Here is a 15,681-nt window from a genome sequence, read left to right on the forward strand (position 1 = left end):
CTATACACTATAATATTATACAATATTAATTATATAAAATAATTCATTTGTTAAATAAAAAAACTTTTATGAAAATTTTTTTACCCTCACTTCGAAATTAATCTGAATTTTTCTGATAAAAAAGATTGGCTTTTAATATCAATTATTATATAATAAATTTAGTTTCATTTATAAAGTAAAGGTTCCATTATTTCAATGCACATTTGTTAGTACAATTTTTTCAGGAGGTATTTATGGTTTATAAAAATTTGCTTGATCTGATTGGTAATACGCCGATCGTCAAACTAAACAATATTTTCAATGACGAAAATATTGCCGATATCTATGTTAAACTTGAAGGCTTTAACTTAGGCAGCAGTGTAAAAGACAGAGCTGCCCTTGGAATGATCGAAGCTGCCGAAAAATCAGGCAGACTAAAACCGGGCGGAACTATTGTCGAACCTACAAGCGGAAATACAGGTATTTCTCTGGCACTTATTTCTTCATTAAAGGGATATAAGATTATTATTATTATGCCTGATACTATGAGTGTGGAACGTCGCAGTATAATTGCCGCTTATGGTGCCGAAATTATTCTTACAGACGGCGCAAAAGGAATGAAAGGTGCTATTGAAAAAGCCGAAGAGCTTCTAAAAAATAATCCTGATTATTTTATGCCGCAGCAATTTGAAAATTCTGCAAATCCCGAAATGCATTATAAAACTACAGGTGAGGAAATTATCAAAGATCTGCCCGATCTGGATGCCTTTGTAGCCGGAGTAGGTACAGGCGGTACAATTACCGGAATAGGGAAAAAACTTAAAGAATTTAATCCTGATATAAAAATTATTGCTGTAGAACCGACTGATTCTGCCGTTCTTTCCGGAGAAAAACCCGGAAAGCACAAGCTTCAAGGTATCGGAGCCGGCTTTATCCCAAAAATTTTAGATTTATCAGTTATTGATGAAGTTATCAGAATTTCAAATGACAAGGCTTTTGAATTTTGCCGTATTATTTCCAGACAAAATGCACTGTTTCTTGGAATTTCTTCCGGAGCAGCTATTGCAGCAGCTTATGAAACAGCTAAAAAACTTGGTAAAGGGAAAAAAGTACTCGCAGTTTCTCCTGACGGCGGAGAGAAATATCTTTCTACAGATGTTTATAAATAATAATTCATTATAATAAAAAACAGCAAGGTTAGAATTACTTCAAACCTCACTGCTGTTTTTTTATTTTTATTATATTTTTTACACTGCTGAAATAAAAATTCTTTTTTATTTCCTATTATCAGGGATTCTCTTTTTTCTTAATATCAAATTCACTATCTCAGGTTTTGCCATAAATCTCATTGGAAAAACAACTCCTCCAAGACCGGAGCTTATATATATTCTGCCGTTCTCCGTTTCTTTCAGCCCATATCTGTATTTACTCCCGTATCTTGAAGGAACAAAAGGGGCAAAGCCGAATAAATTCAGCTGTCCGCCGTGAGTATGCCCTGATAATATAATATCTGCTTTTTCCTTTGACTCTTTCGGCATTATTTCAAAATAATCAGGATTATGACATAGCAAAACTGTAAAATTTCCTCCGGAATTCCCCAAAGCCTTTTCTACATCAGGCTCACCCCTCAGATAATCATCTATTCCTGCAATAACAATGCTTCCGTTTTCCGTTACCAGCTTAATGCTGTCATTTTTCAATATATGTATTCCCAAGTCTTTCAGTCTGGAAGTTATTTTTTTGTAATCATAATAGTCATGATTTCCGTAGACACTATAAATGCCCTTTTCGGCCTTCAGCAATTTCAGCTCTTCAAATACTGCTTCTGTCCCTCTGGCTTTATTAATATAATCACCGCCGAATAAAATCACATCCGGTTTTTCCTGATTAATAAAATTTACTGTTTTTCTTATCTTTTTTCTGTTTTTAGTATAAAAATAATCCATCTGAATATCTGCAAAAAAGATAATTTTCATATTTTCAAAATCCGAAGAAATTTTATCAGATTCTATTACCAGATTCTTTATACGAAGAGTACTGTTTTCATATACAGCATAAATAACAAAAGAAATACATAACACTGTATAAGCCCCGAACCAGAAAACATTTTTCATACTTATAAAAAGAAGTCCTGTAAAAATACAGACTCCTATAATCAGATAAATCAATTCCCTTATTTTCAATCTTTTTCTGCTGTTTATCCTCTTCATTCTCTTCTCTTTTCTGCTATAAATATCTGAAAGGTATTTTCAGCCTTTGTGACACTCTTGAGATATTGGCCGCTTCTTCAGCATTTTCTATATTTTTATTTATATATATTACTTCTTTTACATTGATATTATTTCTGTGGAGCACATCTATAGTCAGGTAAACATGATTAAGAATCCCTTCACGATTTTCTGCCACTACTATAACCTCTGATTCTTTTCTGTACTCAATCATAAGATTCAGTAGGTTATACTCCTCTTTAAGCGGATAGAGAATCCCGCCTATCACCCTTATTACAATTACATCATGATTCTGCGTAGCTTCTTTTATATCTCTTCTGAGCTGTGCAAGATCAAGAACATCTTCCACATTATTAATTTTTAATATTTTCATAGACTGTTTGTTTTTATTTTCAAAGATATATTCATTTTCTGCATGCTCTTTTCCTACATTTATGTCTGTTCCCACTACAAAATATATTTTTGTTTCTTTTTTATCCCTGTATTTCACTATATGATGTCTTCTGCATCTGGCTTCATAACTTTCTGTTGTCCCCACAAAAAGAACAGGATCATCATAATACGCCGGCTCGCCGTTAATGATTCTCTGTGTTACATAAGCAGGATTTCCGCATACTGTACATATTGCATGAAATTTATCCACATAGTCGGCAGTTGCCATTAGTCTGGGCATAGGCTCATAAGGCTCCCCCCGGAAGTTCATATCAAGACCTGCTACAACAACTCTTTTTCCGAGCTTTACACATTTTTCACAAAATGCTACCACATCTTCTCCGAAAAACTGTGCTTCATCTATTCCTATCACCTGAATATCAGGATTATTCTCCAGATATTCCTCCATTACACTTACATCCTTTGCAAGTATTGCTTCTATTTTGTTCTGGCTGTGTGAAACTATATTTACATCATCGCCTTCATACCTTTTATCTATAGCAGGCTTGAACACAGCTGTCTTTTGTTTTGCATATTTTGCCCTTCTCAGTCTTCTTATTAATTCTTCACTTTTACCTGAAAACATACTGCCTGTAACTACTTCCAAAATACCACTGTTATTACTCAAATATAAATTCACGTTTTCCCTCCGATTTTTTTATTTCTATTATAAAGTCTAAATTATTTTCAGCTTTTTTTCAATACTGAATTTATCTCGAAATTCTCAACATGGCAGAAATTGTAAGTTTTACAAATATATATATTATATATTCTCTTCTATGTTTTTTCCTCACATCCGGTAATAATACAATAAAAGCAATAGTTTATAAAAAAATTTATAAGAGATGTATCAATTAATATTTAACAATACATATTATTACTCATATTAACAGTTATTTTTCCAAAAGCTCTTTTATATAGAAAAAATACACATAAATCTCAAAATATGTGTATTTTTTTACAGATATATATTTTATTATGATAATTCCGGCCAGTATCCTTTATTAGCCTCTATTAGTGCATCCAGTACCTTTCTTGCTTTTTTCGCATCCACTACTGTTCTGTTTAATGTGAGAGCCTGAAGTGCCTTGGTATATGATCCTTCCAGACAGGCTTCTACTGTAAGTCTCTCATAAGCATACTGATTTTCTATTAATCCCTTATAAAACGTTTCTATTTTCCCTACCCCATATGGTCTCGGACCATTTATTCCCAGCGTTGCCGTTACTTCTACCATGGCATCATCAGGAAGATTTTCTATCAATCCGTTATTTTCTACCATTACTATAAAGTATCTATGTCTGTTATGTGCTATTGATTCTGCCACTTCTATTATCATATCACCATGCGCATCATTATGAACTACGCTTGAATCTTTTGCAGTCCCGTTCTCGGCTATTCTTCTGCACTCCGCAAAGACACGCTTTTCACGCCCGTCCATTACTTCATTTGCCCTTGTATAATCAGGATCAAGCTTTTTTAATTTATATTCCGGATATAGATAATACTGCAGATATGTATTAGGAAGATAGTCCGGAAAATCCTTAAGCATGTCCTCTACCATAGCATATGTATCCAGCCATGACTGGTCTCTCTGTTCTGCATCTGCTGGAAGAAATCCTTTTTCGCTTGTAATCTTTTTTATTTCAGGAACTATATCATTTCCATTTTCATCATAAATATTTTTAAACCAGCCGAAATGATTCAGTCCGAAATATACAGGCTCCCAGTTTTCATAGCTTCTTCCCAGAAGTCTCCCGTATGATCTGAGAAGATTTACCGGCTGATCGCATATATTTATTATTTTTTTATCATCTGGAAATACTTTTTTCAATGCATATGCCACTATTGCAGCCGGATTAGTATAATTCAATATCCATGCTTCCGGACTGTACTCTCTTACATCCTTTACCATTTCCACCATATCTTTTATTGATCTTATCCCATAGGCAAAACCTCCGGGACCGCATGTTTCCTGCCCTATTACTCCCATACTCAGCGGAATATGTTCGTCTTTTTCACGCATTGGATATCCGCCCGTACGCATCTGGCAGAAAACGAAATCTACATCTGTATAAGCGTTTTTTTTATCAGTAGTATACGAAAATTCTACTTCCGGATACTCTTCTTTAAATAATACTATTCCAAATTCACCGATTGTCTCCTGTCTTTCTTTATCAATATCATATAATGTAACCTTTTTCAAAGGCAGCTTTTCTTTGTGCTTGGTAAGTGCCTTTAATATTCCCGGTGTCCATGTAGAGCCTCCGCCCACTATTACTATATTATATGCTTCTTTAAACATGTTATTATCCTCCTGAGTATTAATTTTTTGTTTTCTTTAAGCTTTTTACTGAATTTGCTATCTGCTCTACTTTCGGACCGTATATAATCTGTATATTATTTTTGTCCGGTTTTACTATACCTGCCGCACCTGTGGCTTTTAATGCTGCATCATCTACTATTGATGTATCTTCAAGAGTCAGTCTCAGTCTTGTAAAGCAGTTGTCAATTACCCTTATATTGCTGCTTCCGCCTACTGCCGTTATTATATTTTCTGCTGTTTCTTCCATATCACCAGATAATTTTACAGCCGCTCCTTCTGTTTCCTCTTTTTCACGACCCGGAGTTTCTATATTTCTTGATAAAATTATAAATTTGAAGAAAAAATAATATATAAAGAAATAGGCTATTCCTACTATTACTGCAAAATACCAGTGTGTTTCCGTACCCTTAAGAATACCGAATACCGCAAGATCTATTATTCCTCCCTGAACATTCCCTATCATTACCCCGAAAATCTGCATTAAAAAGAATGATAACCCTGTCATTACAGCATGAAATATAAATAATACCGGCGAAACAAACATAAAGGCAAATTCCAGCGGTTCAGTTATTCCTGTTACAAATGATGCTGAAGCTCCCGCTATCATCAAGGCTTTTATTCTTCCTTTTTCCTTTTCATTTGCTGTCTGATACATTGCACACGCAGCTCCTATAAGCCCGAACATCATTATCGGAATTTTTCCCTGTGCAAGAAATCTTGTTGACATTCTTACTACATCTGCCGGAACCGGTGTTTTACTCGCAAGCGAGGCATTGAAAATATTCAGTGCTCCCACTACCTGTTCCCCGTCTATGACGGCACTTCCGCCTACTGCGGTAAATCTGACAGTCTGATTCAATATATGGTGAAGTCCTGTAGGAATGAGCAGTCTCTCTATAAAACCAAATATAAATGTTCCAAAAGCTCCGCTTTTCTCTATAAGTCCGCCTATCTGATATATTACATTACCAATCACCGGCCATATGAAATAAAACACAAGTCCTATTACCGGTACACATACCGTTGTAATAATAGGTACAAATCTTCTTCCCCCGAAAAAATTAATTGCATCAGGAAGCTTTATTTTATAAAACCTGTTATGCAGAGCTGCTACTGTAAGTCCTGATACGACACCTCCGAAAACATTCATCCTGTATGTAAAAATCCCGAGCACTGTCTCATATTGTGCATTAACAAAGCTGGCCTGTATAGGATCCATTTTATTATTTTCTACAAGATATTTTACGGCTGTGGTATCTGCTGTTATTCCCTCCAGACCTAAAATATAATTAATCGTCACATGAAACACCAAAAATCCTATCGCCCCTGCAAATGCAGCTGTTGGTTTCTCCTCGTCCACCATTCCTATTGCCAGTGCTATGGCAAACAATAAAGGCAGATTACCAAACAAAACTCCTGCAAGCTTTCTAATAAACCCTATTATATTCTGGACAAATTCAAGATTTATAAATCCTTCGCCCACAATATTGGGATTTTGCAGTGCAGCCGCTATCCCGAGAAATATTCCCGCTGCTGCTATTATAGATATAGGCATCATAAGAGACTTTCCTAATCTTTGCAAAAAACCTTTCAAAATAAAGCACCTCCATCTTTTGATATTCTAATTATAATCCCAGAATATCCAAATGGCAATTTTTTCAACAATTCTAAACATTTTAAAATTTTTTCACATTTCGTGTATATTTACACACTATAATCATTTAATCCCTTTAAAATATTCATATACAGCTTTTTAAAAAAATCACTTTTATATTTAATTATTTTTTGGCTGTTACTGCTGCATCTCTTATTTTCCCTGATAAAACCTCTGAATTCCTGAATATTCCTGTCTAATAAAAAAGACCAGACTAAAATCCGATCTTTTCCTGTTCATATTTTTGATTCTGAAAATATTTTTTTCTATATTATCATTTTACTTTTATAATTTTCGATTATTTCTCCGCCGTCCCAAAGCTCTCTCATTTGTTTTTCCCCCAGCTCGGTCAGTCTTATCCCGCGGCTTTTCCCATGTCTTTCTATCCATTTATTATTAAGCAGAAATTCTGCCGTAGCTTTTCCTATACTGCCTGCTATATGGTATTCCCGTTCACTCCAGTCCAGACAAACTTTACAGAAATTTCTCTTTAATTTTCTTAAATCATTAATATCAATCCCGAATTTCTCAAAAAAATTTATCCCTTTATCTGTTATCTCTATTTCTGATTCACTAATTTTAAAAAATTCATTTTTAACATACCATTTTGTTATCTCTACCCCTAATTTCCCTGCAAGATGATCATAACAGAAACGTCCGTTAAACAGAATTTTATTTTCAATATTGGTATTCAAAGAACGCACTGTCTGAAACTGTGATATCGGCATCCACTGTTCTATGAGTTCCGCCACAGATTTATTATTGAGTCTGTAATAATGATAGCGTCCCTGAACATACATTTCCAGCCATTCTAATTTAATAAATTTTTTTATATGATATGTAGCAGTGTGATTTTTTATATTTGCTGTTTTTGCAAGCTCTGTTACAGTATGAAATTTCCCGTCCATAAGCAGCATAAGCATGCTGGAACATGATTTATCAGCCAGTATGCCGGCCACTTCATTTATTTTAATATTCATTGTCAACCTCCGTTAATAATAATATACAAAATTCCCGGTCTGCTGTCAATTACGATTCTTTCTTCAGTATTTAAAAATAATTTTAAAAAATACCTCCTGCACAGATACCAATAATTAATATATATAACAGCAATAAAACAGTCAGTAGAAATACTTTCAGCATAAACAGAAAATTATTCACAATATTATTTACATAAATTTTTATTTTTTTCCTGATCATCACCGGCTCCGTTAAAATACTGATTTGCTTTTTTATATGTGAATGTATTTTCTATCAGCCTTGAAACATTGCCATCTCTTATATCCAAAGCAATATTTATCAGCTTATCCATAATATATCTTACTGTTCCTGATCCAAGTGTTATACGCTTTGCTCCGAGCTTTCTGTAAGTATCAAAATCATATAATCCGGAATTTATCAGAAAATTAAGCGGTATCTCTATACTTTTTACCAATTGTTCCGCTGTTTTCTCATCCTCTACACCTGGAATAAACACAGAATCAGCTCCTGATTCTTTAAATATCCTTCCTCTTTCCACAGCTGTATGTAATCTTTCATTTTTATCACCTATTTTTAACCAGTAGGTACATGTTCTTGCATTAATAACAAAATTCAAATTCAGTTCTTTTTTTAATTCTAGTAATATTTCTATCTTGTCTTTCATTATATCAATTCCGTCCAGAGTACCGTCAGACCTCCCGTCCTCGATATTCAATCCCGAAACTCCGTTTTCCAGTAAAATACGGCTGAATTCCTTAAATTCTTTTAGTGTTTCCCCGTAGCCTCTCTCAAAATCTACAGATAATGGTATCTTAACCCTGCGTGTTATACTTTTTACAATGAAAAGCAGGTCATTAAAGCTGATTTTCTCTCCGTCAGGATAACCTAAAGAATAGGCTATTCCCGCGCTGGTTGTGGCAAGTGCATCAAATCCCTGTTTCTCAAATATATATGCACTGCCTGCATCCCATATATTAGGAAGTAAAAACATATCTTTCCCGCTGTGCAGATTCTGAAATTTATCTGCTAAAATTCTTTGTTCGTCTGTTATCATATAATCCCTCCTGTTTTTCTATATTCATATACTAACATGAAAAAAAATCGATGTTCATCGATATATGAAATATTTTTATTTTATATATCTGAAATTATATAAAAAGAGATCCGAATCAAAATAGATTTTTTTACTTAAATATGAATTTTTTATTCATAATTTAGAATTCTATTTTAATCCCAATCTCTTTAATATTTTATAAATTCCGGCTCCTCACTTGTAAGCCTGTCTTCATCCTTCATTATTAGCACCATCTTGCTGAAAAGATAATCCAGAACCATATCCGCAGGAACCCTGCTTGTTATATCAGCACCGTCATAATACATTGATGTAGTCTTAAAAAACATCGAATGATCTGCAATCCTTGATAATTCATTATCAGAAAGACCTGTGAGCGAGATTATCACTCCTTTTCTTCCTTTGGCTATTACAGCAGGACCAAGTATCCCTTTCTGCTCTCCCGAAAATGAAATAAAAAGACATATGTCATTTTCCTTTATTTTATTTGCATAAAAAAGCATGGCGTGCTGATCTATAAAGCTTATTGCCGCTATCCCGAGAAAAGTCAGCCTCATTGAAAAAATGTCGGCTGAAAGCCTTGAAGGCCCCAGACCAAAAATGCTGATATTTTTTTTCTTTACAATCAAAGCTGCAAGATAATCAAGCAGTTCTGAATTTATCAGCTCCTTTGTCTTTAACAGATCCTTATAAAGGCCATCTTCAGAAATAGGCACCTGAGAAAAATTTTTCTCAAGCTCTTCAAATATCACATGCTTCATTTCTGAAAAACCTGTGAAACCCATTTTCTTCGACATTCTTACTATCGTATTAGGACTGCAGAAAACAGCATCCGCAAGATCCTTTATTCTCAAACCTCTTATTTTATTAGAATTTGAAATAATATATCTTAGTATCTCTTTTTCAGTCTCATTCAGATTTTTATACTTATCTCTTATCAGATTTTCTATTTTCATGAACACCTTCCAATTTCATTACATCATTGCCAAATATGCAGCTCCGAGTATTCCCGCATCATTCCCCAGTTCTGCCTGAACTATTTTCAGTCCCTCTAATGCTGATGGAAGCGCGTATTTTTTTAAGCTTTCTTTTACCCTGTCAATCAGGAAATCTCCGGCCAGACTAACGCCCCCGCCTAAAACAACTATTTCAGGATCAAGAGTATTCAAAAGATTGCTGATTCCCATTGCCAGATATTCTGCTTCATAATCTACTATATCCACGGAAAATTTATCCCCTGCTTTTGCTGCATCAAATACATCCTTTGCTTCCAGCTCTCTTCCCTTTGTCATTTCATACAGCTGATTTTTCTTATTTACAATAAGTCTTCCCTGTGCTTCTCTTATAAGTCCGGTAGCTGATGCATAGGCTTCCCAGCATCCCTTCTGTCCGCATCCGCAGAGCTTGCCGTCTCTTACCAGCTTCGTATGCCCTATTTCTCCTCCTGTACCGTTTTTTCCCGAAACAAGCTGTCCGTTTAGAATTATTCCCCCGCCTATTCCTGTTCCTATCGCTATCCCAAGAACATTGCTGTGTCCTTTTCCTGCACCTTTCCACATTTCACCAAGGGTTATTACATTTACATCATTATCCGCTCTTACTTTCAATCCAATTCTCTTTTCAAATTCTTCTGCCAGATTAAGATTTTCAGGCCATGGAAAATTAGCAAAGAATTTCACTATTCTGGTTTGCACAACAGGACCCGGAACTCCTATTCCCACTCCTCCTACTTTATCCAGCGTTATTTCATATTCTTTCAGGTTTTCTTTCAAAATATCCGCTATTCTGTTCAGTGATATTTCATATCCGTCTATTGATTCTGTTTTTATTGTTGTAGTAAATATTTTATTTCCCTCTTTGTCCACCACTCCTATTTTCGTATTTGTTCCGCCCAGGTCTATTCCTACATAATAATCCATAAACACTATCCTCCTATAAATTCTTCTAAATTAATTAATTTTACCACTCTTCCATCTATGTAAAAATCTTTTGCTGTTTCTTCTGTCATTTCCATATTTTCGAATTCATAAATATCAAAAACATTTTTTACAAATATTGAAAACTCATTTGTCCTGTATCTTAATATAAGAGCAGCATTAGCCTCGTTGTTTCCCGGCTTTTCACCACCATAACCTGCCACGGGAATAAATCTGTTATCAAAGTGTATTACACCCGGGTAATCTTTTCCCAAAGCGGGAAGCTCGTAAAATTTGGCATTATTTTTTATTTTCAATACATATTTCAACTCTATTCCGTATAATTCCTCCCCAGCTTCAAATACCAGATATTTTTTTACCAGCTTCATTATCCCCTCTTTTCCAGAGAATCGTTTATTTTTTCTATCTCTCTAAAAAGTATGTTTAGTTCGCTTATCAGATTTATGTTACCTGCGAGTCTTTCCTTGGTTCCAAAAATCATTTCCTCCAGTTCGCTGAAAGCTTTATTCAGTTCGTTTTCTTCTATATTCTCCAGATTTACATTCTCATAAAGAAATTTTACATTTTTATCGATTTTTTTTATTTCATCCTGAAGCTTATTTATTTTTGTTATTGTCAGATCCATTACCTGATTGCTCTTGGCGATTCTTTCTATTACATTATGGCTTATTTCCCTTGCCTTATTTGATATATCCAAAATCAGCACAGACAGATTTCTTATTTCTTCTGCTATTACCTGATAGCTTTCTCCGTATTCAGCAGCCCTTTCTGCTTCTTTTCTTGCATTAAGAGATAAAAGATTAGTCCTGTCTGAGATCATGTTTATATTATCTATCATCTCTTCTATACTTACACTGCTGTCACTCAGCTTATGAAAACTTCTTCTGAGACTTTCTGTCATAAGTGTAATGTTTTTATTTTCCTTTACTATATGCTCGCATTCCTTTATGAGCTTTTCCAGCTCATCAGAGTTTGTTTCGGAAAGATTAATGATTTTTCTTACTTCCTCTTTTATAAGAAGCATTTTATTTTGCTCTTCACTGAGAATTTTATAATTTAAGGCCTGACTTTTATTTAGTTCATAGGTTTTTTCATGAATTTCCTTTATATTCCCGGCTGTTATTCTTACTTTATTATGTATTTTATCTGAAAAGCTATTGAATTTCTTCTTTATATCCTCAGGCTCATCATATTCTCCAATGAGTTCCGAGCTCTTATCCAGACTTATTACCCTGTTTATTCCCTGTCTGAGCTTATACACCAGTCTGAAAACAGACTTATAGAAAAAGAAGAAAATAATCCCGAAAACAAGAACAGAAACAATTATACATAATATTAAAGATAAAAATATATCTGAATACAGATTTTTATAAAATGATAATCTGGAATCTTCCATAATTATATATAGTTTATCCATCTCTAATTTTTTATACATAAATTCTATATTTTGCCCGTTTGATCTTACTGTAAAATTTCCCTCTACTTCATCTAAATCATTATTATTCTGCATATGATAAAGACTGTAAAACGAGTTTCCGCTTAAAGGACTGTTTGTAGCTAGTATCTCTCCGCTGTCTTTTATCAGATAATATCTGCTTTCCGCTTTTGTCCCTGCTGCATTCAGAAAATAATCCTGCGGCACTGTAATACCAGCTATTTTTTCTTCAAAATTACTGATTTTTATCTTTTTCACAAAAGTAATCATATATTTATTTGAGGCCTTATCCAAATACGGATTTGAAATAAAAAATTCAAAAGACTCGTTCTTTATTTCAGAGATTAGTTTTTTCAGCTCAACACTGTCTGTATTATCTGTCAGCTCCGTATTATTATAAGAATCGATATAAAATATATGTTCGTATTCATTATTCAGATTTTTCATAAAATTTATTTTTTCATTTATCGTTTCTGGACTGTCCCCGGCTTTTATACTTCCGATAAAACCTTCCGCATCATTTTCTATACTATTTATTTTTTCGTAATAATTCTCCTGCAGCCTTATAATACTGTCCTCTTTTATCAAGGAATAGTTACTTTTATATCTGTTGTAAGTCCCTGAAACAGCCAATGCAAAAAATATCAGCAGAGGAATAAAAAATAATGAAAATACCCAGCTTAGAAGTTTATTTTTCAGTCTCATTCTGCCTCACTTTCATCTGAATCTTTTGCCGAATCAAGCTTATATTCCTCTGCGAGTATAATCAAAGCTTTCAGATTTTCTTCCAGTTTTTTTATTTCATAAATTTCCTTAGAGTAAGTATCTCTGTTTCCTGCTACTTCATTTCTTAAATCCTCCAGATTTGAAGAAAAGGCAAGGAGATTATCCTTATTTTCCACATATCTTACTATTTCCCGTTCATGATTTTTTCTAAGACCGGTAAATCTTTCGGTAAATACTGCTATATAATCGGCTATGAGATTCACTGATTTATTCTTTAACTGAAAATTTATTTTTTCCTGTTTCAAAATAGCCTTTATCTCCTCAGAAAGAAGCTTTATCCTGTTTGCCAGATGTCTTATTTCCTTTGAGCTTTCTTCCAGCTCCACAGAATTATTCCCTGAGCTGCTGTGCATTTCAATTGTGGAATTCAGCCCGAAGACATTTATCTGAAAGGAAATTTTATTTACTTCATTTATAAGTTTTTCAATTAAATCCCCGTTTTCCCTCTCTTTTTCAAAATTTTCCCTTAGCAGCTTTATATTTCTGTTTATATCGGAAAACTCATTTTGGATTGCAGTATTCATTTTATGATTCTCCATTAACAAATTATATACTTTATCAAAGTTTTCCTGATTTCTGTGCAGTATTGTGTTTATTTTCAGTATATCTGACTCCTTATTCAGATTTTTATTCAAAAGCATACTTGTTTTTTCAAGCAATAAATCATTTGATCTTTTGATATCAAAACAGTTTTCCTTCACTTCATTTACAAAGTCAGTATATGTCTTTAGAACCTTATTGTAATTTTCCTGAAGATAAAACTTGCTTCCGCCGAAATCCATTTCCTTAAGATTTTTTTCACTGATCGAGTATAATGCTCTGTTCATCTTGGAAACCGGCTTACCAAGAACATTTTTTATTATAAAATATATTAGGATTATTCCTGATATATTTAGCATTACTATCATCCAGATATTATCCACGAAAAATTCAATGCTCTGGAGTACAGAAGCATTTTTTTTCATTATAAAAATATTTTTATCATCAAGCTTATAAAATGAATAAAATTCCCTCTTTGTATGAAGCGGCGACAGAACTCCTGTTTTCCTGTCAGAAGACTGTATATTTTTTATCATTGCCAGAAGTGCATTATTCTCTACAGTTCTTATATTATTTAGTTTAATATCCTGATTATTGGTAATAAAAATTTTATTTTCCGGATTGATAAAATAATACTCGCCGTCTGCTTCATCCCTCTTAATGATCTCTTCAAGTCTGCCGTAATCCAGAGCTAATACCAAAAGTCCCTTTATATTCTCCTCACTGTCAATATTCATGTAATATAAAGCGACATTGGTATTCATATCTTTTATGTATACAGGCATTATCCAGCCCGAAGTATTCCGGCTGCCTTCAGCCTTAGTCCTGAATTCGTTCATATCATTTTCCGATAAAATCCCAGCCGGACTTGTCCCGCCGGTAACCTCACTGCCATTAATATCAAGCAGATAATATCCGCCTGTAATACCCGGAGTAAGCATAAAATTCTGCAGCTCTTTATCGGCATTCATCTTAATCTGTTCCGAGGCTGTGGAAGCTTCCTCGTTTTTCAGACCTGCTGCAAAATTATTCCCCAGTATCTCCACTGTTCCTAGATTACGTTCCAGTTCACCCCCAAGGACAGTACTGTTATATTTTAATCTTTCCTGCATCTCCTTTATATATATCTCATTCCGGTCTCTGGTATTCAGATATGTAATAGCCAGTTCCATTATTATAATTACCAGCGTTATATAAAAAAAGAGCTTAAAAGTTACTTTTTTCAAAGCTAATATCCTCCATATTCTATATTATAATTCTCCTTAAGATATTCCAGAAACTGCAGACCGTAAAAATCATGCTTTCCCTTATAAAGAATATCTTTTACTTCCTTGTCTGATATAATTTCGCTTATTCTTGCCTTTATCTTGTTCAGATTCTCTTTTTTCATATTTAATAATATCAGTATTCTTGTTTCCCTCTCGTTAAATCTCTTAAAAGTGACCAGTTCCAGATTTTCAAAGCTTTTATTAAATAATGTATCCGAAATTTTTACCTCATCATTTTCCAGAATATAACAATCTACAAGATTATAGTAACATGCATTATCCAGTATCTTAAAATTATCAGTTATCTCTTCGGGAACCATATTTTGTTTTTCTTTATAATAAAACTTTATATTATACACACTTTCAAATTCATCTATATTAATCACTTTTATTTCTTTTACAGCCTCATCCTTATATTTCTTAATTATTTCCTCAAAATCTCCCATATCTTTATTCAATTTAAAATCCAGTATAAAATAATCGTACTCTTCGTTTGAAAGATCCTGCGGAGTATAATTATAAGGATTGCCGTATTGCTTTAAGAAATCCAGCAGAATGTTTCTTGTGAGAAAAAATAAAGGTTTTGTTCTGTCCAGCTTTATTTTTATATAATAATATCTTTTATTCTCACTTAATTTGCTGACAGCTTCATCAAAAAAATCAATATGCTCGTCTAATTTCTCATACTCTTTTATATGCACGGTTTCCAGAGGCATGTTATTTTTTTCCAAAGCCTGAAAGGCTCTTAATATATCAGTAAGACAATTTAATAAATCATATTTATACTCATAAAAAAGATATTTATCATTCTCTATTATCTGAAAAATTTTTCTTAACAGTGCTGACAAAGCTGAAATCTTTTTATCTTTCATAAGAAAACTGCTGTTCTCTATTCTGTTAATCATTATCACATCTTCCCTGAAATCTGCTTCATCTGCCTGATCTATCTTCACTATTTTCTTTATCAACTCTTCCACTCTGAGTCTGTTTTTCTGATAATAATCCTGAATTTTTTTATCCATAATTCTTCCCATCCCGAACTT

Annotated in this window: 13 protein-coding genes; 1 reads left to right on the forward strand and 12 read right to left on the reverse strand. The window is 33.6% G+C overall.

The window, feature by feature from the left end:
• The first annotated feature begins 233 nt into the window (after window positions 1-233).
• Window positions 234-1,148: a cysteine synthase A gene (gene cysK / locus STERM_RS15085; RefSeq protein WP_012862487.1), complete on the forward strand. Its 915-nt coding sequence runs from the start codon at window positions 234-236 to the stop codon at window positions 1,146-1,148.
• Window positions 1,149-1,253: 105 nt separating this feature from the next.
• Here cysK and STERM_RS15090 read toward each other — a convergent pair whose 3' ends face one another.
• From STERM_RS15090 to STERM_RS15145, 12 genes are all read right to left on the reverse strand, one after another.
• Window positions 1,254-2,189: a metallophosphoesterase gene (locus tag STERM_RS15090; RefSeq protein WP_012862488.1), complete on the reverse strand. Its 936-nt coding sequence runs from the start codon at window positions 2,187-2,189 to the stop codon at window positions 1,254-1,256.
• A gap of 16 nt (window positions 2,190-2,205) precedes the next feature.
• Window positions 2,206-3,279, reverse strand: coding sequence for a thymidine kinase (locus STERM_RS15095; protein WP_012862489.1), 1,074 nt, complete (start codon window positions 3,277-3,279; stop codon window positions 2,206-2,208).
• Window positions 3,280-3,615: 336 nt separating this feature from the next.
• On the reverse strand, window positions 3,616-4,944 hold the full coding sequence (locus STERM_RS15100; RefSeq protein ID WP_012862490.1) for a 6-phospho-alpha-glucosidase: 1,329 nt from the start codon (window positions 4,942-4,944) through the stop codon (window positions 3,616-3,618).
• Window positions 4,945-4,963: 19 nt separating this feature from the next.
• Window positions 4,964-6,559, reverse strand: coding sequence for a PTS transporter subunit EIIC (locus STERM_RS15105; protein WP_012862491.1), 1,596 nt, complete (start codon window positions 6,557-6,559; stop codon window positions 4,964-4,966).
• A 326-nt stretch (window positions 6,560-6,885) separates the two neighbouring features.
• On the reverse strand, window positions 6,886-7,599 hold the full coding sequence (locus tag STERM_RS15110) for an ArsR/SmtB family transcription factor (protein WP_012862492.1): 714 nt from the start codon (window positions 7,597-7,599) through the stop codon (window positions 6,886-6,888).
• A 185-nt stretch (window positions 7,600-7,784) separates the two neighbouring features.
• Complete coding sequence (locus STERM_RS15115) at window positions 7,785-8,654, reverse strand: isocitrate lyase/PEP mutase family protein (protein ID WP_012862494.1); 870 nt, start codon at window positions 8,652-8,654, stop codon at window positions 7,785-7,787.
• A 188-nt stretch (window positions 8,655-8,842) separates the two neighbouring features.
• Complete coding sequence (locus tag STERM_RS15120) at window positions 8,843-9,628, reverse strand: MurR/RpiR family transcriptional regulator (protein ID WP_012862495.1); 786 nt, start codon at window positions 9,626-9,628, stop codon at window positions 8,843-8,845.
• Between the two features lie 18 nt (window positions 9,629-9,646).
• Window positions 9,647-10,591, reverse strand: a complete 945-nt coding sequence (locus tag STERM_RS15125; protein ID WP_012862496.1) for an ROK family protein — start codon at window positions 10,589-10,591, stop codon at window positions 9,647-9,649.
• Between the two features lie 5 nt (window positions 10,592-10,596).
• Window positions 10,597-10,977 carry a chemotaxis protein CheW gene (locus STERM_RS15130; protein ID WP_012862497.1) on the reverse strand — a complete coding sequence of 127 codons (381 nt, stop codon included), beginning with the start codon at window positions 10,975-10,977 and terminating at the stop codon, window positions 10,597-10,599.
• On the reverse strand, window positions 10,977-12,749 hold the full coding sequence (locus STERM_RS15135) for a methyl-accepting chemotaxis protein (protein WP_012862498.1): 1,773 nt from the start codon (window positions 12,747-12,749) through the stop codon (window positions 10,977-10,979). Before STERM_RS15135 ends, STERM_RS15130 begins: the two co-directional genes overlap by 1 nt.
• The gene (locus STERM_RS15140; RefSeq protein WP_012862499.1) at window positions 12,746-14,596 is read right to left on the reverse strand and encodes a methyl-accepting chemotaxis protein; all 1,851 of its coding nucleotides are present in this window, start codon (window positions 14,594-14,596) and stop codon (window positions 12,746-12,748) included. The genes STERM_RS15135 and STERM_RS15140 overlap by 4 nt, the downstream gene beginning before the upstream one ends.
• 2 nt (window positions 14,597-14,598) lie before the next feature.
• Window positions 14,599-15,660 (reverse strand): hypothetical protein, encoded by a 1,062-nt coding sequence (locus STERM_RS15145; RefSeq protein WP_012862500.1) that lies wholly within the window; start codon window positions 15,658-15,660, stop codon window positions 14,599-14,601.
• Window positions 15,661-15,681 lie beyond the last annotated feature (21 nt).

Source organism: Sebaldella termitidis ATCC 33386, assembly GCF_000024405.1.
GTDB lineage: Bacteria > Fusobacteriota > Fusobacteriia > Fusobacteriales > Leptotrichiaceae > Sebaldella > Sebaldella termitidis.

Excerpts from the sequence above, each read along its gene's own strand:
- STERM_RS15125 (WP_012862496.1), bottom strand. The coding sequence starts at position 10,591 with ATGGATTATTATGTAGGAATAGACCTGGGCGGAACAAATACGAAAATA.
- STERM_RS15110 (WP_012862492.1), bottom strand. The coding sequence starts at position 7,599 with ATGAATATTAAAATAAATGAAGTGGCCGGCATACTGGCTGATAAATCA.
- STERM_RS15135 (WP_012862498.1), bottom strand. The coding sequence starts at position 12,749 with ATGAGACTGAAAAATAAACTTCTAAGCTGGGTATTTTCATTATTTTTT.
- cysK (WP_012862487.1), top strand. The coding sequence starts at position 234 with ATGGTTTATAAAAATTTGCTTGATCTGATTGGTAATACGCCGATCGTC.
- STERM_RS15100 (WP_012862490.1), bottom strand. The coding sequence starts at position 4,944 with ATGTTTAAAGAAGCATATAATATAGTAATAGTGGGCGGAGGCTCTACA.
- STERM_RS15120 (WP_012862495.1), bottom strand. The coding sequence starts at position 9,628 with ATGAAAATAGAAAATCTGATAAGAGATAAGTATAAAAATCTGAATGAG.
- STERM_RS15130 (WP_012862497.1), bottom strand. The coding sequence starts at position 10,977 with ATGAAGCTGGTAAAAAAATATCTGGTATTTGAAGCTGGGGAGGAATTA.
- STERM_RS15145 (WP_012862500.1), bottom strand. The coding sequence starts at position 15,660 with ATGGATAAAAAAATTCAGGATTATTATCAGAAAAACAGACTCAGAGTG.
- STERM_RS15115 (WP_012862494.1), bottom strand. The coding sequence starts at position 8,654 with ATGATAACAGACGAACAAAGAATTTTAGCAGATAAATTTCAGAATCTG.
- STERM_RS15090 (WP_012862488.1), bottom strand. The coding sequence starts at position 2,189 with ATGAAGAGGATAAACAGCAGAAAAAGATTGAAAATAAGGGAATTGATT.